Annotated in this window: 11 protein-coding genes; all 11 read left to right on the top strand. The window is 57.1% G+C overall.

Annotated features, from left to right (window positions below):
• Window positions 1–250 precede the first annotated feature (250 nt).
• The 11 genes from H1Y61_RS02965 (at window position 251) to fdhF (ending at window position 13,461) form a co-directional block, all read left to right on the top strand.
• Window positions 251–832, top strand: coding sequence for a F0F1 ATP synthase subunit delta (locus H1Y61_RS02965; RefSeq protein WP_180573668.1), 582 nt, complete (start codon window positions 251–253; stop codon window positions 830–832).
• The gene (gene atpA, locus H1Y61_RS02970; protein WP_180573669.1) at window positions 832–2,358 is read left to right on the top strand and encodes a F0F1 ATP synthase subunit alpha; all 1,527 of its coding nucleotides are present in this window, start codon (window positions 832–834) and stop codon (window positions 2,356–2,358) included. Before H1Y61_RS02965 ends, atpA begins: the two co-directional genes overlap by 1 nt.
• A gap of 30 nt (window positions 2,359–2,388) precedes the next feature.
• On the top strand, window positions 2,389–3,270 hold the full coding sequence (locus tag H1Y61_RS02975; protein WP_180573670.1) for a F0F1 ATP synthase subunit gamma: 882 nt from the start codon (window positions 2,389–2,391) through the stop codon (window positions 3,268–3,270).
• A 24-nt stretch (window positions 3,271–3,294) separates the two neighbouring features.
• On the top strand, window positions 3,295–4,752 hold the full coding sequence (atpD, locus tag H1Y61_RS02980) for a F0F1 ATP synthase subunit beta (protein WP_156554891.1): 1,458 nt from the start codon (window positions 3,295–3,297) through the stop codon (window positions 4,750–4,752).
• A gap of 68 nt (window positions 4,753–4,820) precedes the next feature.
• Window positions 4,821–5,228 (top strand): F0F1 ATP synthase subunit epsilon, encoded by a 408-nt coding sequence (locus tag H1Y61_RS02985; RefSeq protein ID WP_015917380.1) that lies wholly within the window; start codon window positions 4,821–4,823, stop codon window positions 5,226–5,228.
• 821 nt (window positions 5,229–6,049) lie between these two features.
• Window positions 6,050–6,982 carry an L-lactate dehydrogenase gene (locus H1Y61_RS02990; protein ID WP_180573671.1) on the top strand — a complete coding sequence of 311 codons (933 nt, stop codon included), beginning with the start codon at window positions 6,050–6,052 and terminating at the stop codon, window positions 6,980–6,982.
• Between the two features lie 133 nt (window positions 6,983–7,115).
• Window positions 7,116–7,427, top strand: a complete 312-nt coding sequence (locus tag H1Y61_RS02995; protein ID WP_180573672.1) for an ArsR/SmtB family transcription factor — start codon at window positions 7,116–7,118, stop codon at window positions 7,425–7,427.
• Window positions 7,428–7,504: 77 nt separating this feature from the next.
• A complete protein-coding gene (locus H1Y61_RS03000) occupies window positions 7,505–8,440 on the top strand; it encodes a LysR family transcriptional regulator (RefSeq protein WP_180573673.1) in 936 nt (311 codons plus the stop codon).
• A 92-nt stretch (window positions 8,441–8,532) separates the two neighbouring features.
• Window positions 8,533–9,012 (top strand): formate dehydrogenase subunit gamma, encoded by a 480-nt coding sequence (locus tag H1Y61_RS03005; RefSeq protein WP_180573674.1) that lies wholly within the window; start codon window positions 8,533–8,535, stop codon window positions 9,010–9,012.
• 8 nt (window positions 9,013–9,020) lie between these two features.
• Entirely contained in the window at window positions 9,021–10,577 is a 1,557-nt protein-coding gene (locus tag H1Y61_RS03010) for a formate dehydrogenase beta subunit (RefSeq protein WP_180574388.1), read from the top strand.
• A 4-nt stretch (window positions 10,578–10,581) separates the two neighbouring features.
• Window positions 10,582–13,461, top strand: coding sequence for a formate dehydrogenase subunit alpha (fdhF, locus tag H1Y61_RS03015; RefSeq protein WP_180573675.1), 2,880 nt, complete (start codon window positions 10,582–10,584; stop codon window positions 13,459–13,461).
• Window positions 13,462–13,496 lie beyond the last annotated feature (35 nt).

Below are 13,496 nucleotides of genomic sequence, written 5' to 3' on the forward strand. Positions count from 1 at the left end.
GCGATTTCGCGCAATCCGCCTCATTAATTTGACGGTGAAGATCACAAAATCGTCAAAAGCGGGTTGCCCTCCTCGTTTATTCCGTTAATACCCGTGTTGCGAGTCCGGGGATCGTATGCTAGACGGACCGCAAATTTGGACGATACAAGCTGCACTGCTTGTGAAGTCCGGGGGAAAACTTAAACGATATCAAACTGGTGTTGCGCCAGCCGGCGCATGCGACAGTTTTGAGTAACATTCAGGGAATTTTGTGCCCGTGGCAGACACATCCCAGCCTATGTCCGGTCAGCCGGTTTCCGCAGTTGCAGAGCGCTATGCGTCGTCGCTTTTCGAGCTGGCGCGCGAGGCGGGTTCTGTGGATGCGGTGGCTGGCGATCTCAATCGTTTCCAGGCGATGATCGACGAGAGTGTTGATCTGCAGCGGCTGGTGACCAGCCCGGCCTTCACCAGCGAGCAGCAGGCTGCTGCCATCGCAGCGTTGTGTGACAAGGCTGAAATTGGCGGCCTCGTCGGCAATTTCCTGAAGCTCGTTACAGCCAATCGTCGCCTGTTTGCCGTTCCCGGCATGATCGCAGCCTTCCGCATGATCGCGGCGCGCCACCGTGGCGAACTGGCTGCTGATGTGATCTCTGCTCATGCGCTGACCCCGGCGCAGGAAACCGAACTGAAGGAGGCGCTGAAGAGCGCGACCGGAAAGACCGTTACGATGTTCGTGACTGTCGATCCGTCTCTCCTGGGTGGTCTGATCGTCAAGATCGGCTCCCGTCAGATAGACACGTCTCTTCGCACCAAACTTTCCACCCTTAAGCTTGCACTGAAAGAGGTTGGCTGATGGATATCCGCGCCGCGGAAATTTCCGCAATTCTGAAAAATCAAATCAAGAACTTTGGCCAGGACGCTGAAGTTTCCGAAGTCGGCCAGGTTCTGTCCGTGGGTGACGGTATTGCCCGCGTCTACGGTCTGGACAATGTCCAGGCCGGTGAAATGGTCGAGTTTCCCGGTGGTATCCGGGGCATGGCGCTGAACCTCGAAGCTGACAATGTCGGCGTGGTTATCTTCGGCTCCGACCGCGACATCAAGGAAGGCGACACCGTTAAGCGGACCGGCGCCATCGTTGAAGTTCCCGTTGGTCCTGAACTGCTGGGTCGTGTTGTTGACGCTCTCGGCAATCCGATTGACGGCAAAGGTCCGATAAACTCGGCAATTCGTTCGCGCGTTGACGTCAAGGCTCCTGGCATTATTCCGCGCAAGGGCGTTCATGAGCCGATGTCGACAGGCATCAAGGCCATCGATGCTCTGATCCCGGTTGGCCGCGGCCAGCGCGAGTTGGTCATTGGCGACCGTCAGACCGGCAAGACCGCCATCATTCTCGACACCTTCCTCAATCAGAAGCCTGCACATGATGCTGGTGGCGATGACAAGATGTTCTGCGTTTACGTGGCTATCGGCCAGAAGCGCTCCACCGTTGCCCAGTTCGTCAAGGTTCTCGAAGAGCGTGGCGCTCTGAAATACTCCATCATCATTGCTGCGACGGCTTCTGATCCTGCTCCCATGCAGTATCTTGCTCCGTTCGCTGGCTGCACGATGGGCGAATATTTCCGCGACAAGGGCCAGCACGCCCTGATCGCTTACGATGACTTGTCCAAGCAGGCTGTTGCTTACCGTCAGATGTCGCTGTTGCTGCGTCGTCCTCCGGGTCGCGAAGCTTATCCTGGTGACGTTTTCTATCTGCATTCGCGTCTGCTTGAGCGTGCTGCCAAGCTCTCCGACGAGCGTGGCGCTGGTTCGCTTACCGCGCTGCCGGTGATTGAAACCCAGGGCAACGACGTGTCGGCATTCATTCCGACCAACGTGATCTCGATCACCGATGGCCAGATCTTCCTTGAAACCGACCTGTTCTATCAAGGCATTCGTCCGGCTGTGAACGTTGGTTTGTCGGTTTCGCGCGTTGGTTCTGCTGCTCAGATCAAGGCCATGAAGCAGGTTGCTGGCTCGATCAAGGGTGAGCTTGCCCAGTATCGTGAAATGGCCGCCTTCGCCCAGTTCGGTTCAGACCTTGATGCTGCCACGCAGCGCTTGCTGAACCGTGGTGCGCGCCTTACCGAACTTTTGAAGCAGCCGCAGTTCTCCCCGTTGAAGGTGGAAGAGCAGGTTGTTGTGATTTTCGCGGGTGTCAACGGATATCTCGATAAGCTTGCCGTCAGTGATGTCGGTCGATTTGAGCATGGCGTGCTTTCCTATCTCCGGACAGAAGGCAAGGACATCCTCGATGCAATCCGCACGGAGAAGGCTATCAGCGATGACGTCAAGGGCAAGCTCAAGGCTGCTCTCGATACGTTCGCAAAGTCTTTCGCCTAAATCGGACTCGAGCCAAGGACGGATTAACGGATGCCTTCACTAAAGGATCTGAAAAACCGGATCGCCTCCGTCAAGGCGACGCAGAAAATTACCAAAGCGATGAAAATGGTCGCTGCGGCTAAGTTGCGTCGTGCGCAGGAGGCGGCGGAGGCCGCCCGGCCATATTCTCAGCGCATGGGCGCCGTTCTCACCAATATCGCTCAGGCGGTTGGCAGTGATGATGGCGTGTCCACGCTGATGACGGGCACCGGCAAGGACGATGTGCATCTGCTCGTGGTCTGCACGGCCGAGCGTGGTCTTTGCGGCGGTTTCAATTCACAGATCTCGCGTTTTGCGCGTGATCATGTGCGCAGCTTGCTGGCAGCGGGCAAGACCGTGAAGATCTATTGCGTCGGCAAGAAGGGCTATGACAGTCTGCGTCGGGAATTCGGTGCATTGATCGTTGAGCGGACTGAGTTTCGCGAGGTCAAGCGCGTTGCGTTTGAAAATGCGGATACGGTTGCCCGCAAGGTGATCTCCATGTTCGACAAGGGCGAATTTGACGTCTGCACCTTGTTCTATTCGGAATTCAAGTCGGTTATAAGCCAGATCCCAACAGCCCGGCAGTTGATTCCAGCGGCTGTAGGCGATGCTCCGGCAGCTTCCAGCAGCGCTGCCGCGGTCTATGATTACGAACCGGACGCGGCTTCGATCTTGTCCGACCTGATCCCGCGCAACATTGCGGTGCAGATTTTCCGTGCGCTTCTTGAAAATGCCGCCGGTGAAATGGGCGCCAAAATGAGCGCTATGGACAATGCCACGCGCAACGCCGGTGAGATGATCAACAAGTTGACGCTGAGTTACAATCGCCAGCGGCAGGCCAAGATCACCACCGAACTCATCGAAATCATTGCAGGCGCCGAAGCGCTCTGAGCTTGAACAAAAGAGGGTATGAATATGGCTAGGGCAGCGACCCAGACATCTCCCGCAGCGGGCAAGGTGACCCAGGTCATCGGCGCCGTCGTCGATGTGAAATTCGACGGCGTCTTGCCGCCGATCCTGAATGCGTTGGAAACAGAAAACGGCGGCCAACGCCTGATTCTGGAAGTGGCGCAGCATCTCGGTGAAAATGTGGTGCGGACCATTGCCATGGACTCGACCGAAGGTCTGGTGCGTGGTCAACCGGTTTCCGATACCGGCGCTCCGATCTCCGTGCCTGTCGGTGACGAAACGCTCGGACGTATTCTGAACGTCATTGGGGAACCGGTGGACGAACTTGGGCCGGTGACGACGACTGCTCGTCGCGCGATTCACCAGCCTGCTCCTGAATATGTTGAGCAATCGACTGAATCTCAGATCCTGGTAACCGGCATCAAGGTTGTTGACCTTCTCGCTCCTTACGCCAAGGGCGGTAAGATCGGCCTGTTCGGCGGCGCGGGCGTTGGCAAGACCGTTTTGATCATGGAATTGATCAACAACGTTGCCAAGGCACACGGCGGCTACTCGGTGTTTGCTGGCGTGGGTGAACGTACCCGCGAAGGCAATGACTTGTACCACGAAATGATCGAATCCAAGGTGAACGTTGACCCGCATGAAAACGGTGGCTCTGCTGCTGGTTCCAAGTGCGCCCTCGTTTACGGCCAGATGAACGAGCCTCCGGGTGCGCGTGCGCGCGTAGCCTTGACCGGTCTGACCATCGCTGAAGACTTCCGCGACAAGGGCCAGGACGTTCTGTTCTTCGTGGACAACATTTTCCGCTTCACGCAGGCTGGGTCTGAAGTGTCGGCTCTTCTGGGTCGTATTCCTTCGGCTGTTGGTTATCAGCCAACACTGGCAACCGACATGGGTGCCCTTCAGGAACGCATCACCACCACGAACAAGGGCTCGATTACCTCTGTTCAGGCCATTTACGTTCCTGCCGACGACTTGACCGACCCGGCTCCGGCAACGTCTTTTGCCCACTTGGACGCAACGACGGTTCTGAACCGCTCGATCGCTGAAAAGGGTATTTATCCGGCTGTTGACCCGCTCGACTCCACCTCGCGTATGCTCGACCCGATGGTTGTCGGTGAAGAGCATTACGAAGTGGCTCGTAAGGTTCAGTCGACTCTTCAGCGCTACAAGTCTCTTCAGGACATCATCGCCATCCTTGGGATGGACGAACTATCTGAAGACGACAAGATTGCGGTTGCCCGCGCCCGTAAGATCGAGCGATTCCTGTCGCAGCCCTTCCACGTTGCTGAAATCTTCACCGGTTCGCCAGGCAAGCTGGTGTCGCTGGAAGACACAATCAAGGGCTTCAAGGGCCTGGTCAATGGCGACTACGACCATATGCCGGAAGCCGCCTTCTACATGGTCGGCTCAATGGACGAAGCCATCGAAAAGGCAAAGAAGTTGGCAGCTGTTGCTGCCTGATCCATGGATCGAAGAACGCACGGTTTATGACCGTGCGTTCAGTTTCCAGCGTTAGAAAGTAAAAAGCCATGGCTGACAATTTCAATTTCGAATTCGTTTCCCCCGAGCGGTTGCTGATCTCGGAAAAGGTAAGCGAGGTTGTCATTCCAGCGACCGAAGGTGAGATGACCGTCATGGCCCACCATGCGCCGACGATGACGGTGATCAAGCCAGGTGTCGTAACGGTGAAGTTTGCTTCCGGAAAAACCGGCAAATATGTCATTTTCGGTGGCTTTGCCGATATCACACCGGAAAGGCTGACTCTGTTGGCGGAAAGTGCCGTACCGGTCGATGAGCTGAGCCGTGATACGCTGATGAAGCGGATCGAATTGGCCAAAGCAGAGCTAGACGATACGGAAAATCACGAACACCGGACCAAGCTCGAGCAGTTCTTGAACGCAATGACGCATCTTAACGGCGTCCTGGTTCCAGCCTGATTAATGGCTTCTTCATTTTTCGGTTTTCAAGGCGGCCCTCGTGGCCGCTTTTTTTGTGGTAACATCTAAAACGTGCTCGATTTCATCAAACACCCTTAAAATACTGTAATCCCTTAAGTTTACCGCATAATTTTTTCGTTCAATCCGGTTGAATGTGGGAAAATTTGCGGAAGCAGCCGATGATTTTCAAAATGCTTTCAGTCGTACGGTTTCAATGTGTACTCTTCCCGTATTCAGATTAAAATAAAACACATCGAAAGCTTCACTTTCCGCCATTCAGGGTTGGACAAGGTGAGCCTGTGTTTTGGGTACTGGTGTTTGAGCGTTGTTTTCTAGCTTCTCTTTACCGCTCGCTGCACAGCGTAATTGCTGATTCCAAATGGTGCCAATGCTCTCGAAAGCAGGCCGACGACCTTCCTATCCCAAATGATTGCGCTACCATTATTTTTTATGTCCGAAGGGGTCATTCTATCACAAAAATGGCCGGAAGCCGCGGTTGACACTCGCCTCACGTAACGTCACTGTCCGCGCTTACTCAGAAGTCATACTCTTCTCAATTGATTTAGACGTGAAGTAAAGCGGTGCAGGTGACGATCGCAGTAGACCTTCATAGGCATGGTGGTGTGGGGAAAACATAACGACGTCTCTCATCGCATTTCGTGCATTTTTGGCCGTTTTGAAATTATGTTATAGTCAATAACAATGTCTTTGGACCCTCTGGGATTGAAGAAATTTCGAAGCAGATCGCCATGCGGAGATGCACGATGTGGCGTGAATACGGGGTCAGTAACGCGGGTAGTTTCGCGGTCAGGAGTGGGGACATGAAGGTCGGCATAGTGGGAGCGGGCATGGTGGGCAGTGCATCGGCCTATGCATTAACAATGCTTGGCATCGCCTCGGAAATCGTGCTGGTTGATTATAATACGGATCTGGCCCAAGCCCAGGCCGAGGATATATCCCATGCCGTGCCATTCGTTTCAGCAACCCTTGTACGAGCCGGACATTATGATGATTTCGCTGGAGCGGGCGTGATTATCATCTCGGCAGGTGTCAGCCAGAAACCGGGTGAAACCCGGCTCGAATTGCTTGGCCGCAATGCGGAAGTATTCCGGCAGGTCGTGGACCAGGTTCTCGCAGCAGCACCGAACGCAATTTTGCTGATCGCTTCCAATCCTGTCGATATCATGACCGATATCGCGACCCGGCTGTCGGGCCTTGCACCGCAAAGAGTGATCGGCTCCGGCACCATACTCGATACCGCACGGTTTCGCAGCCTGCTCGGGCGATATCTGGAGATTTCGCCGCAATCCGTCCATGCCTATGTTCTGGGCGAGCATGGCGATAGCGAAGTGTTGGCCTGGTCGAATGCAATGGTTGGCGCCGTGCCATTGATGTCTTTTGCCGAACAGGCGGGCAAGCCGGTGACAGACACGGTTCGCAGCGAGATCGACGCCGGTGTGCGCCACGCCGCCGACAAGATTATTAAAGGAAAAGGTGCCACCTATTACGGCATCGGTGCCGGTCTGGCACGGATCGTCAAAGCAATTGCCAGCGACCAGCGTGATGTGCTTTCCGTTTCCAGCGTCACAGCGGAGCTGGCTGGTGTCACCGATGTTGCGGCATCTGTGCCACGCGTGATTGGCTCGAGCGGAATTCTGATGGATCTTGTGCCTGATCTTGATGAAACAGAGCGGATTGCCTTGGGCAAGAGCGCAAGGATGCTGAAGGATCTCGCGCTGTCTGTGCCATGTTGAGCAGTTTTTGTCCGTCGCTGATCCGCTTCCCTTCATCCGGTGTTCAGCAGTCCGTAGACATTGTCATTCGATGGAACCTATGATCGCTTCTTCAACAGACGCCGAAATGCCGGCGAGCCAATTGGCCAACTTCATGCAGAAAGCAGCAGGCGCCGCTGCTCTTCTGAAGGCCCTGTCCCATGAAAACCGGCTGTTGATCCTGTGTATTCTCAGCGAAGGGGAAAAGACGGTTGGCGAGCTGGAAGCGCTTCTGCAATTGCAGCAGGCGATTGTTTCACAGCAACTGGCGCGGTTGCGGATGGACAATCTGGTGGAAAGTCGGCGGTCCGGGCGCCAGATTTATTATTCGATCACCAATCCGGCGGTAAAGGAACTGGTATCGGTGCTGTACCAGATGTATTGTTCACCTGCGGGCGATGAGACGACATTCGACCTGCGTGATTGATGCGCATGGGACTGCCGACAAAGGACGTGCTTCGGCCTTTCCGATGATTGAAGGCTCGGGCGACAGGCGGTGCAGCGATGATCGATAAGCTGGAATTTTTCATTGCTCTTGCCCGTGCCCAGCATTTTGGTCGTGCTGCGGAAGAATGCGGCATTTCCCAGCCCACGCTGTCAGCGGCGATCCGCCAGCTTGAAGATCAGCTGGGAGTCATCCTGGTGCAGCGCGGGTCCCGGTTTCAAGGCCTGACGCCCGAGGGGCAGCGGGTGCTGGAATGGGCGCGGCGGATTGTCGGCGATGCTCGTACCATGCGCGAGGAAATGCGGGCGGCGCGCAATGGTCTGGCTGGACATATTCGCCTGGCGGTGATCCCGACGGCGCTGGCGATGGTGCAGAGGCTGACAGAGCCATTTCAGGCGCATCACCCTGCTGTGACGTTCCAGGTGGTGTCGCGCAATTCTCTCCAGGTCCTCAGTCTTCTGGAAAATCTCGAGATTGATGCAGGTATCACCTATCTCGACAATGAACCGCTTGGCCGGGTGACGTCTGTGCCACTCTATGCCGAGCGTTATCACCTGATCGCGGCGACCGGCACGCCGCTGGCCGACCGGGAAAGTGTGACCTGGCAAGAGGTTTCTGATCTTCGGCTTTGCCTATTGACGCCCGATATGCAGAACCGGCGCATCATCAATCAGCATTTCACCGAGGCGGGGGTAGTGCCTCGGCCGACGCTGGAATCGAACTCGATGATTGTATTATTTTCTCATATTCGGACCGGGCAATGGTCGTCGATCATGCCACGTAACGTCGCGGAATCCTTCGGTTTTCCGGAGGAAATTCGCATGGTGCCGATTGTCGAGCCACAGGCCCAGCATCTGGTTGGGCTGGTTGCAACCCATCGTGAACCCTATACGCCGCTGGTTTCGGCGTTATTGCATGAGGCGCGCCGCCTCGCAGCCGCACAAGTCTTTGATAGGTTTTTTCTATCGCGTAACGATACAGCGGTATTGACCTGAGTGACGGGCTGGATTCATTCTCGCAAAATGGTTGAGTGTACCGTCTTGCCGCGCGACACACGCCGTCGTTGCTGGCTGCTGAGGAGGAAGCGATGAATATGCATGTGGTGGCGGAAGCCGATATGGCCAGGGTGGAGGCGATCATCAATGGCCTCAAGCATCTTGAAGGCCCCCTTCTGCCGATCCTGCATGAAATTCAACGCGAATTCGGATGCGTGCCTGATAGCGCCAAACCGGTGATTGCCCGTGCCTTGAATCTGTCGCGGGCCGAAGTGCACGGGGTCGTCAGTTTCTACCATGATTTTCGCGATCATCCCTCCGGTCGCCATGTCCTGAAACTCTGTCGGGCCGAGGCTTGCCAATCCTTGGGTGGCGAGCCTCTTGGCGAAACGATCAAGGCCCGGCTCGGCATTGACTGGCATGAAACCACAGCTGATGGCGCGGTGACGCTGGAGCCGGTCTTCTGTCTCGGGCTCTGTGCCTGCGCGCCCGCCGCCATGCTGGATGGGGAATTGCATGGCCGCTTGGACGAGCACTGTCTTGACGATCTACTGATGGAGGCCCGTCGATGAGCGAGCCGATGAGCATCACCGTTTTCGTTCCTCGAGATGCCGCTGCTCTGGCGGTCGGGGCCGATAAGGTTGCCGCCACTATCAAGCGGGAAGCTGCGGCACGCCATGTCGATGTAACGGTCATTCGCAATGGGTCGCGCGGCATGCTTTGGCTGGAAACCCTGGTCGAAGTGCGCACGGACCACGGCCGGATTGCCTATGGTCCCGTCAAGCCTTCCGATGTCGCTGGGCTGTTCGATGCCGGTTTTTTGACCGGGGCTGCCCATCCGCTCTGCCACGGCCTGACCAGCGATATTCCGTTCCTGAAGAACCAGACGCGGCTGACCTTTTCCCGCTGCGGCATTACCGATCCGCTGTCGCTGGAGGATTATCGGCATTACAAGGGCCTGACCGGTCTCGCCAAAGCGATTGCCATGCCGCCCGCCGACATTGTCGCCCAGGTGACCGAAAGCGGCCTTCGCGGTCGCGGCGGGGCGGGCTTTCCGACCGGTATCAAATGGAAAACCGTTGCTGACGCCAAAGCGGATCAGAAGTACATCGTTTGCAATGCCGATGAGGGCGATAGCGGCACCTTTGCCGACCGGATGATCATGGAGGGTGATCCCTTCGTGTTGATCGAAGGCATGGCGATTGCCGGGATCGCGGTTGGTGCCACCAAGGGCTATGTCTATACCCGCTCGGAATATCCGCATGCCATCGCCGTGATGCGTGAAGCCATCGAGCTTGCCCGCAAGCAAGGCATTCTGGGAGCATCCGTGTTAGGTTCTGCTTACGCTTTCGACATGGAGGTCCGGGAAGGGGCTGGCGCCTATGTCTGTGGTGAGGAAACCTCGCTGCTCAACAGCCTGGAAGGCAAGCGCGGTGTGGTGCGGGCCAAGCCGCCGCTTCCGGCGCTGGAGGGACTGTTCGGTAAGCCGACCGTTGTCAACAATGTCATGTCGCTGGCCTCCGTTCCTGTTATCATGGACCGCGGCGCGCAATTCTACCGCGATTATGGCGTTGGCCGGTCGCATGGCACCATCCCGATTCAGATTGCTGGCAATGTCAAACATGGTGGCCTCTACGAGACGGCCTTTGGCCTGACGCTGGGCGAGATCATCAACGATATCGGCGGCGGCACCTTGACGGGCCGCCCGGTGAAGGCGGTGCAAGTGGGCGGCCCGCTGGGGGCTTATTTTCCGCCCTCGCTGTTCGATACGGTGTTCGACTATGAAGCCTTTACTGCGGCTGGCGGCTTGATCGGTCATGCCGGGATCGTTGTCTTCGATGACAGCGCCGATATGCTGAAACAGGCGCGGTTTGCCATGGAATTCTGCGCGATCGAAAGTTGCGGCAAGTGTACGCCCTGTCGGATTGGCTCGACACGCGGCGTCGAAACCGTGGACCGGATCGCCAAAGGCATAGAGCCGGAAAAGAACAAGGTGCTGCTGGAAGATCTCTGCAACACTATGAAATTCGGATCGCTTTGCGCGCTTGGCGGCTTTACGCCCTATCCTGTCATGAGCGCGATGACCCATTTCCCGCAGGATTTTGCGCCTGCCCCCCTGGTTGAAGCGGCGGAGTAAACCCATGTCTCTGATCCATGAAATTGATTACGGCACCCCGGCTTCCTCATCCACCGAAACTGTGACACTGACCATTGATGGCCGCGAGGTAACGGTGGCGGCAGGCACGTCGATCATGCGGGCCTCAATGGAGGCGGGCATTCAGGTGCCGAAGCTGTGCGCCACCGACATGGTGGATGCCTTCGGCTCCTGTCGGCTCTGTCTGGTGGAGGTCGAGGGCCGCAATGGCACCCCGGCCTCCTGCACCACGCCCTGTGCGCCGGGTATTGTCGTTCACACCCAGACGGAGCGGCTTAAAGCCATCCGTAAGGGCGTGATGGAGCTTTATATCTCCGACCATCCGCTGGACTGCCTGACCTGTGCCGCCAATGGCGATTGCGAATTGCAGGATATGGCCGGTGCGGTTGGTCTGCGGGATGTGCGCTACGGCTATGAGGGCGACAATCACGTCAAGACCCGGGCCGGTGATGGGTTGAATGCCCGCTATATGCCGAAGGACCAAAGCAATCCCTATTTCACTTATGATCCCTCAAAATGCATCGTCTGTTCGCGGTGCGTGCGGGCCTGCGAGGAGGTGCAAGGTACGTTTGCGCTGACCATTGAAGGTCGTGGTTTCGACAGCCGGGTGTCGCCCGGTGCCCATGAGGCGTTTCTGGAATCGGAATGCGTGTCCTGTGGGGCCTGCGTGCAGGCCTGTCCGACTGCGACGCTGACGGAAAAATCCGTCATCGCCATTGGTCAGCCGGAGCATTCGCTGGTGACGACTTGCGCCTATTGCGGCGTCGGCTGTTCCTTCAAGGCCGAAATGCGGGGCGAAGAACTGGTGCGCATGGTGCCGTGGAAAGACGGCAAGGCCAATCGCGGCCATTCCTGCGTCAAGGGCCGGTTTGCCTATGGCTATGCCAGCCACAAGGATCGCATCCTCAACCCGATGGTGCGTGAGAAAATTACCGATCCCTGGCGAGAAGTGAGCTGGGAGGAGGCTTTTGCCCATGTGGCCTCCGAGTTCAAGCGGTTGCAATATCAATATGGCCGCGATTCCATCGGCGGCATTACCTCCTCGCGCTGCACCAATGAAGAAACCTATCTGGTGCAGAAGCTGATCCGGGCTGGCTTTGGCAATAACAATGTCGATACCTGTGCCCGCGTCTGCCATTCGCCGACTGGTTATGGTCTTGGCCAAGCCTTCGGGACGTCGGCGGGTACGCAGGATTTCGACAGTGTCGAGCATTCCGATGTGGTGCTCGTGATCGGTGCCAACCCGACCGATGGCCATCCGGTGTTCGGGTCGCGGCTGAAAAAGCGGTTGCGCAAGGGCGCGAAGCTGATCGTTATCGATCCGCGCCGCATCGATCTGGTCAAGACGCCGCATGTTGAGGCGGCTTTCCATCTACCGCTGAAGCCCGGCACCAATGTTGCCGTGCTGACGGCGCTGGCGCATGTGATCGTCACCGAAGGTCTGGCCAACGAAGCCTTTATCCGCGAGCGCTGCGACTGGTCAGAATTTGAGGATTGGGCGGCTTTTGTGGCCGAACCCCAGCATAGCCCGGAAGCAATTGAGGCGTTTACAGGCGTTCCTGCTGCCGATTTGCGTGGTGCTGCAAGGCTTTATGCCACAGGCGGCAATGGGGCGATCTATTACGGGTTGGGCGTAACAGAGCATAGTCAGGGCTCGACCACTGTCATGGCGATTGCCAATCTGGCCATGGCGACCGGCAATATCGGCCGTCCGGGTGTCGGGGTGAACCCGCTGCGGGGGCAGAACAATGTGCAGGGGTCCTGCGATATGGGGTCTTTCCCCCATGAGCTGCCGGGCTATCGGCATATTTCCGACGATGCCACCCGCGAGACCTTCGAGAAACTCTGGGGTGTGACGCTGAACAACGAGCCGGGCCTGCGCATTCCCAATATGCTGGATGCGGCGGTAGAAGGCACGTTCAAGGGGCTTTACGTCCAGGGCGAGGATATCTTGCAATCCGACCCGGATACCAAGCATGTCTCGGCAGGCTTGGCGGCGATGGAATGTGTTGTTGTCCACGATCTGTTTTTGAATGAAACCGCCAATTACGCCCATGTCTTCCTGCCGGGTTCGACCTTCCTGGAAAAGGACGGCACGTTTACCAATGCCGAGCGGCGCATCAACCGGGTGCGCAAGGTGATGAGCCCGAAAAATGGTTATAGCGACTGGGAAGTGACCCAGAAAATGGCGCAGGCCATGGGCCTAGGCTGGAATTACAGCCATCCGTCCGAGATCATGGCGGAAATCGCTGCGACCACACCCAGCTTTGCCGGTGTCTCCTATGAAATGCTGGAGGAGAAAGGCTCGGTGCAATGGCCGTGCAATGAAAAGCACCCAGACGGTTCGCCGATCATGCATGTCGATGGCTTCGTGCGCGGCAAGGGTAAGTTTATCCGCACCGAATATGTGGCGACGGACGAGCGCACCGGCCCGCGCTTCCCGCTGCTGCTGACCACCGGGCGCATTCTGTCGCAGTATAATGTCGGCGCGCAGACGCGCCGCACCGAAAACACCGTGTGGCATGGGGAAGACCGGCTGGAAATCCATCCGCATGATGCCGAACAGCGCGGTATCAAGGAAGGTGACTGGATCAAGCTGGCCAGCCGTTCCGGCGATACGACGCTGCGGGCGTTGATCACCGACCGCGTCGCGCCGGGCGTGGTCTATACCACCTTCCATCACCCCGATACGCAGGCCAATGTCATCACCACGGATTATTCCGATTGGGCGACCAATTGCCCGGAATATAAGGTGACGGCAGTGCAGGTTTCGCCCTCGAACGGGCCGACGGAATGGCAGCGGGACTATGATGAACTGTCGCGCCAGTCCCGACGGATTTCCGGAAAGCTGGAAGCGGCGGAATAGAATGGTGGTCAGGGAGGATAATGGGAAGGAGGGTT

Origin of the sequence: Agrobacterium vitis (assembly GCF_013426735.1) — a bacterium.
GTDB lineage: Bacteria > Pseudomonadota > Alphaproteobacteria > Rhizobiales > Rhizobiaceae > Allorhizobium > Allorhizobium vitis_D.

Coding starts and splice junctions, on each gene's coding strand:
- atpA (WP_180573669.1), top strand. CDS start 832: ATGGATATCCGCGCCGCGGAAATTTCCGCAATTCTGAAAAATCAAATC.
- H1Y61_RS02975 (WP_180573670.1), top strand. CDS start 2,389: ATGCCTTCACTAAAGGATCTGAAAAACCGGATCGCCTCCGTCAAGGCG.
- atpD (WP_156554891.1), top strand. CDS start 3,295: ATGGCTAGGGCAGCGACCCAGACATCTCCCGCAGCGGGCAAGGTGACC.
- H1Y61_RS02985 (WP_015917380.1), top strand. CDS start 4,821: ATGGCTGACAATTTCAATTTCGAATTCGTTTCCCCCGAGCGGTTGCTG.
- H1Y61_RS02990 (WP_180573671.1), top strand. CDS start 6,050: ATGAAGGTCGGCATAGTGGGAGCGGGCATGGTGGGCAGTGCATCGGCC.
- H1Y61_RS02995 (WP_180573672.1), top strand. CDS start 7,116: ATGCAGAAAGCAGCAGGCGCCGCTGCTCTTCTGAAGGCCCTGTCCCAT.
- H1Y61_RS03000 (WP_180573673.1), top strand. CDS start 7,505: ATGATCGATAAGCTGGAATTTTTCATTGCTCTTGCCCGTGCCCAGCAT.
- H1Y61_RS03005 (WP_180573674.1), top strand. CDS start 8,533: ATGAATATGCATGTGGTGGCGGAAGCCGATATGGCCAGGGTGGAGGCG.
- H1Y61_RS03010 (WP_180574388.1), top strand. CDS start 9,021: ATGAGCATCACCGTTTTCGTTCCTCGAGATGCCGCTGCTCTGGCGGTC.
- fdhF (WP_180573675.1), top strand. CDS start 10,582: ATGTCTCTGATCCATGAAATTGATTACGGCACCCCGGCTTCCTCATCC.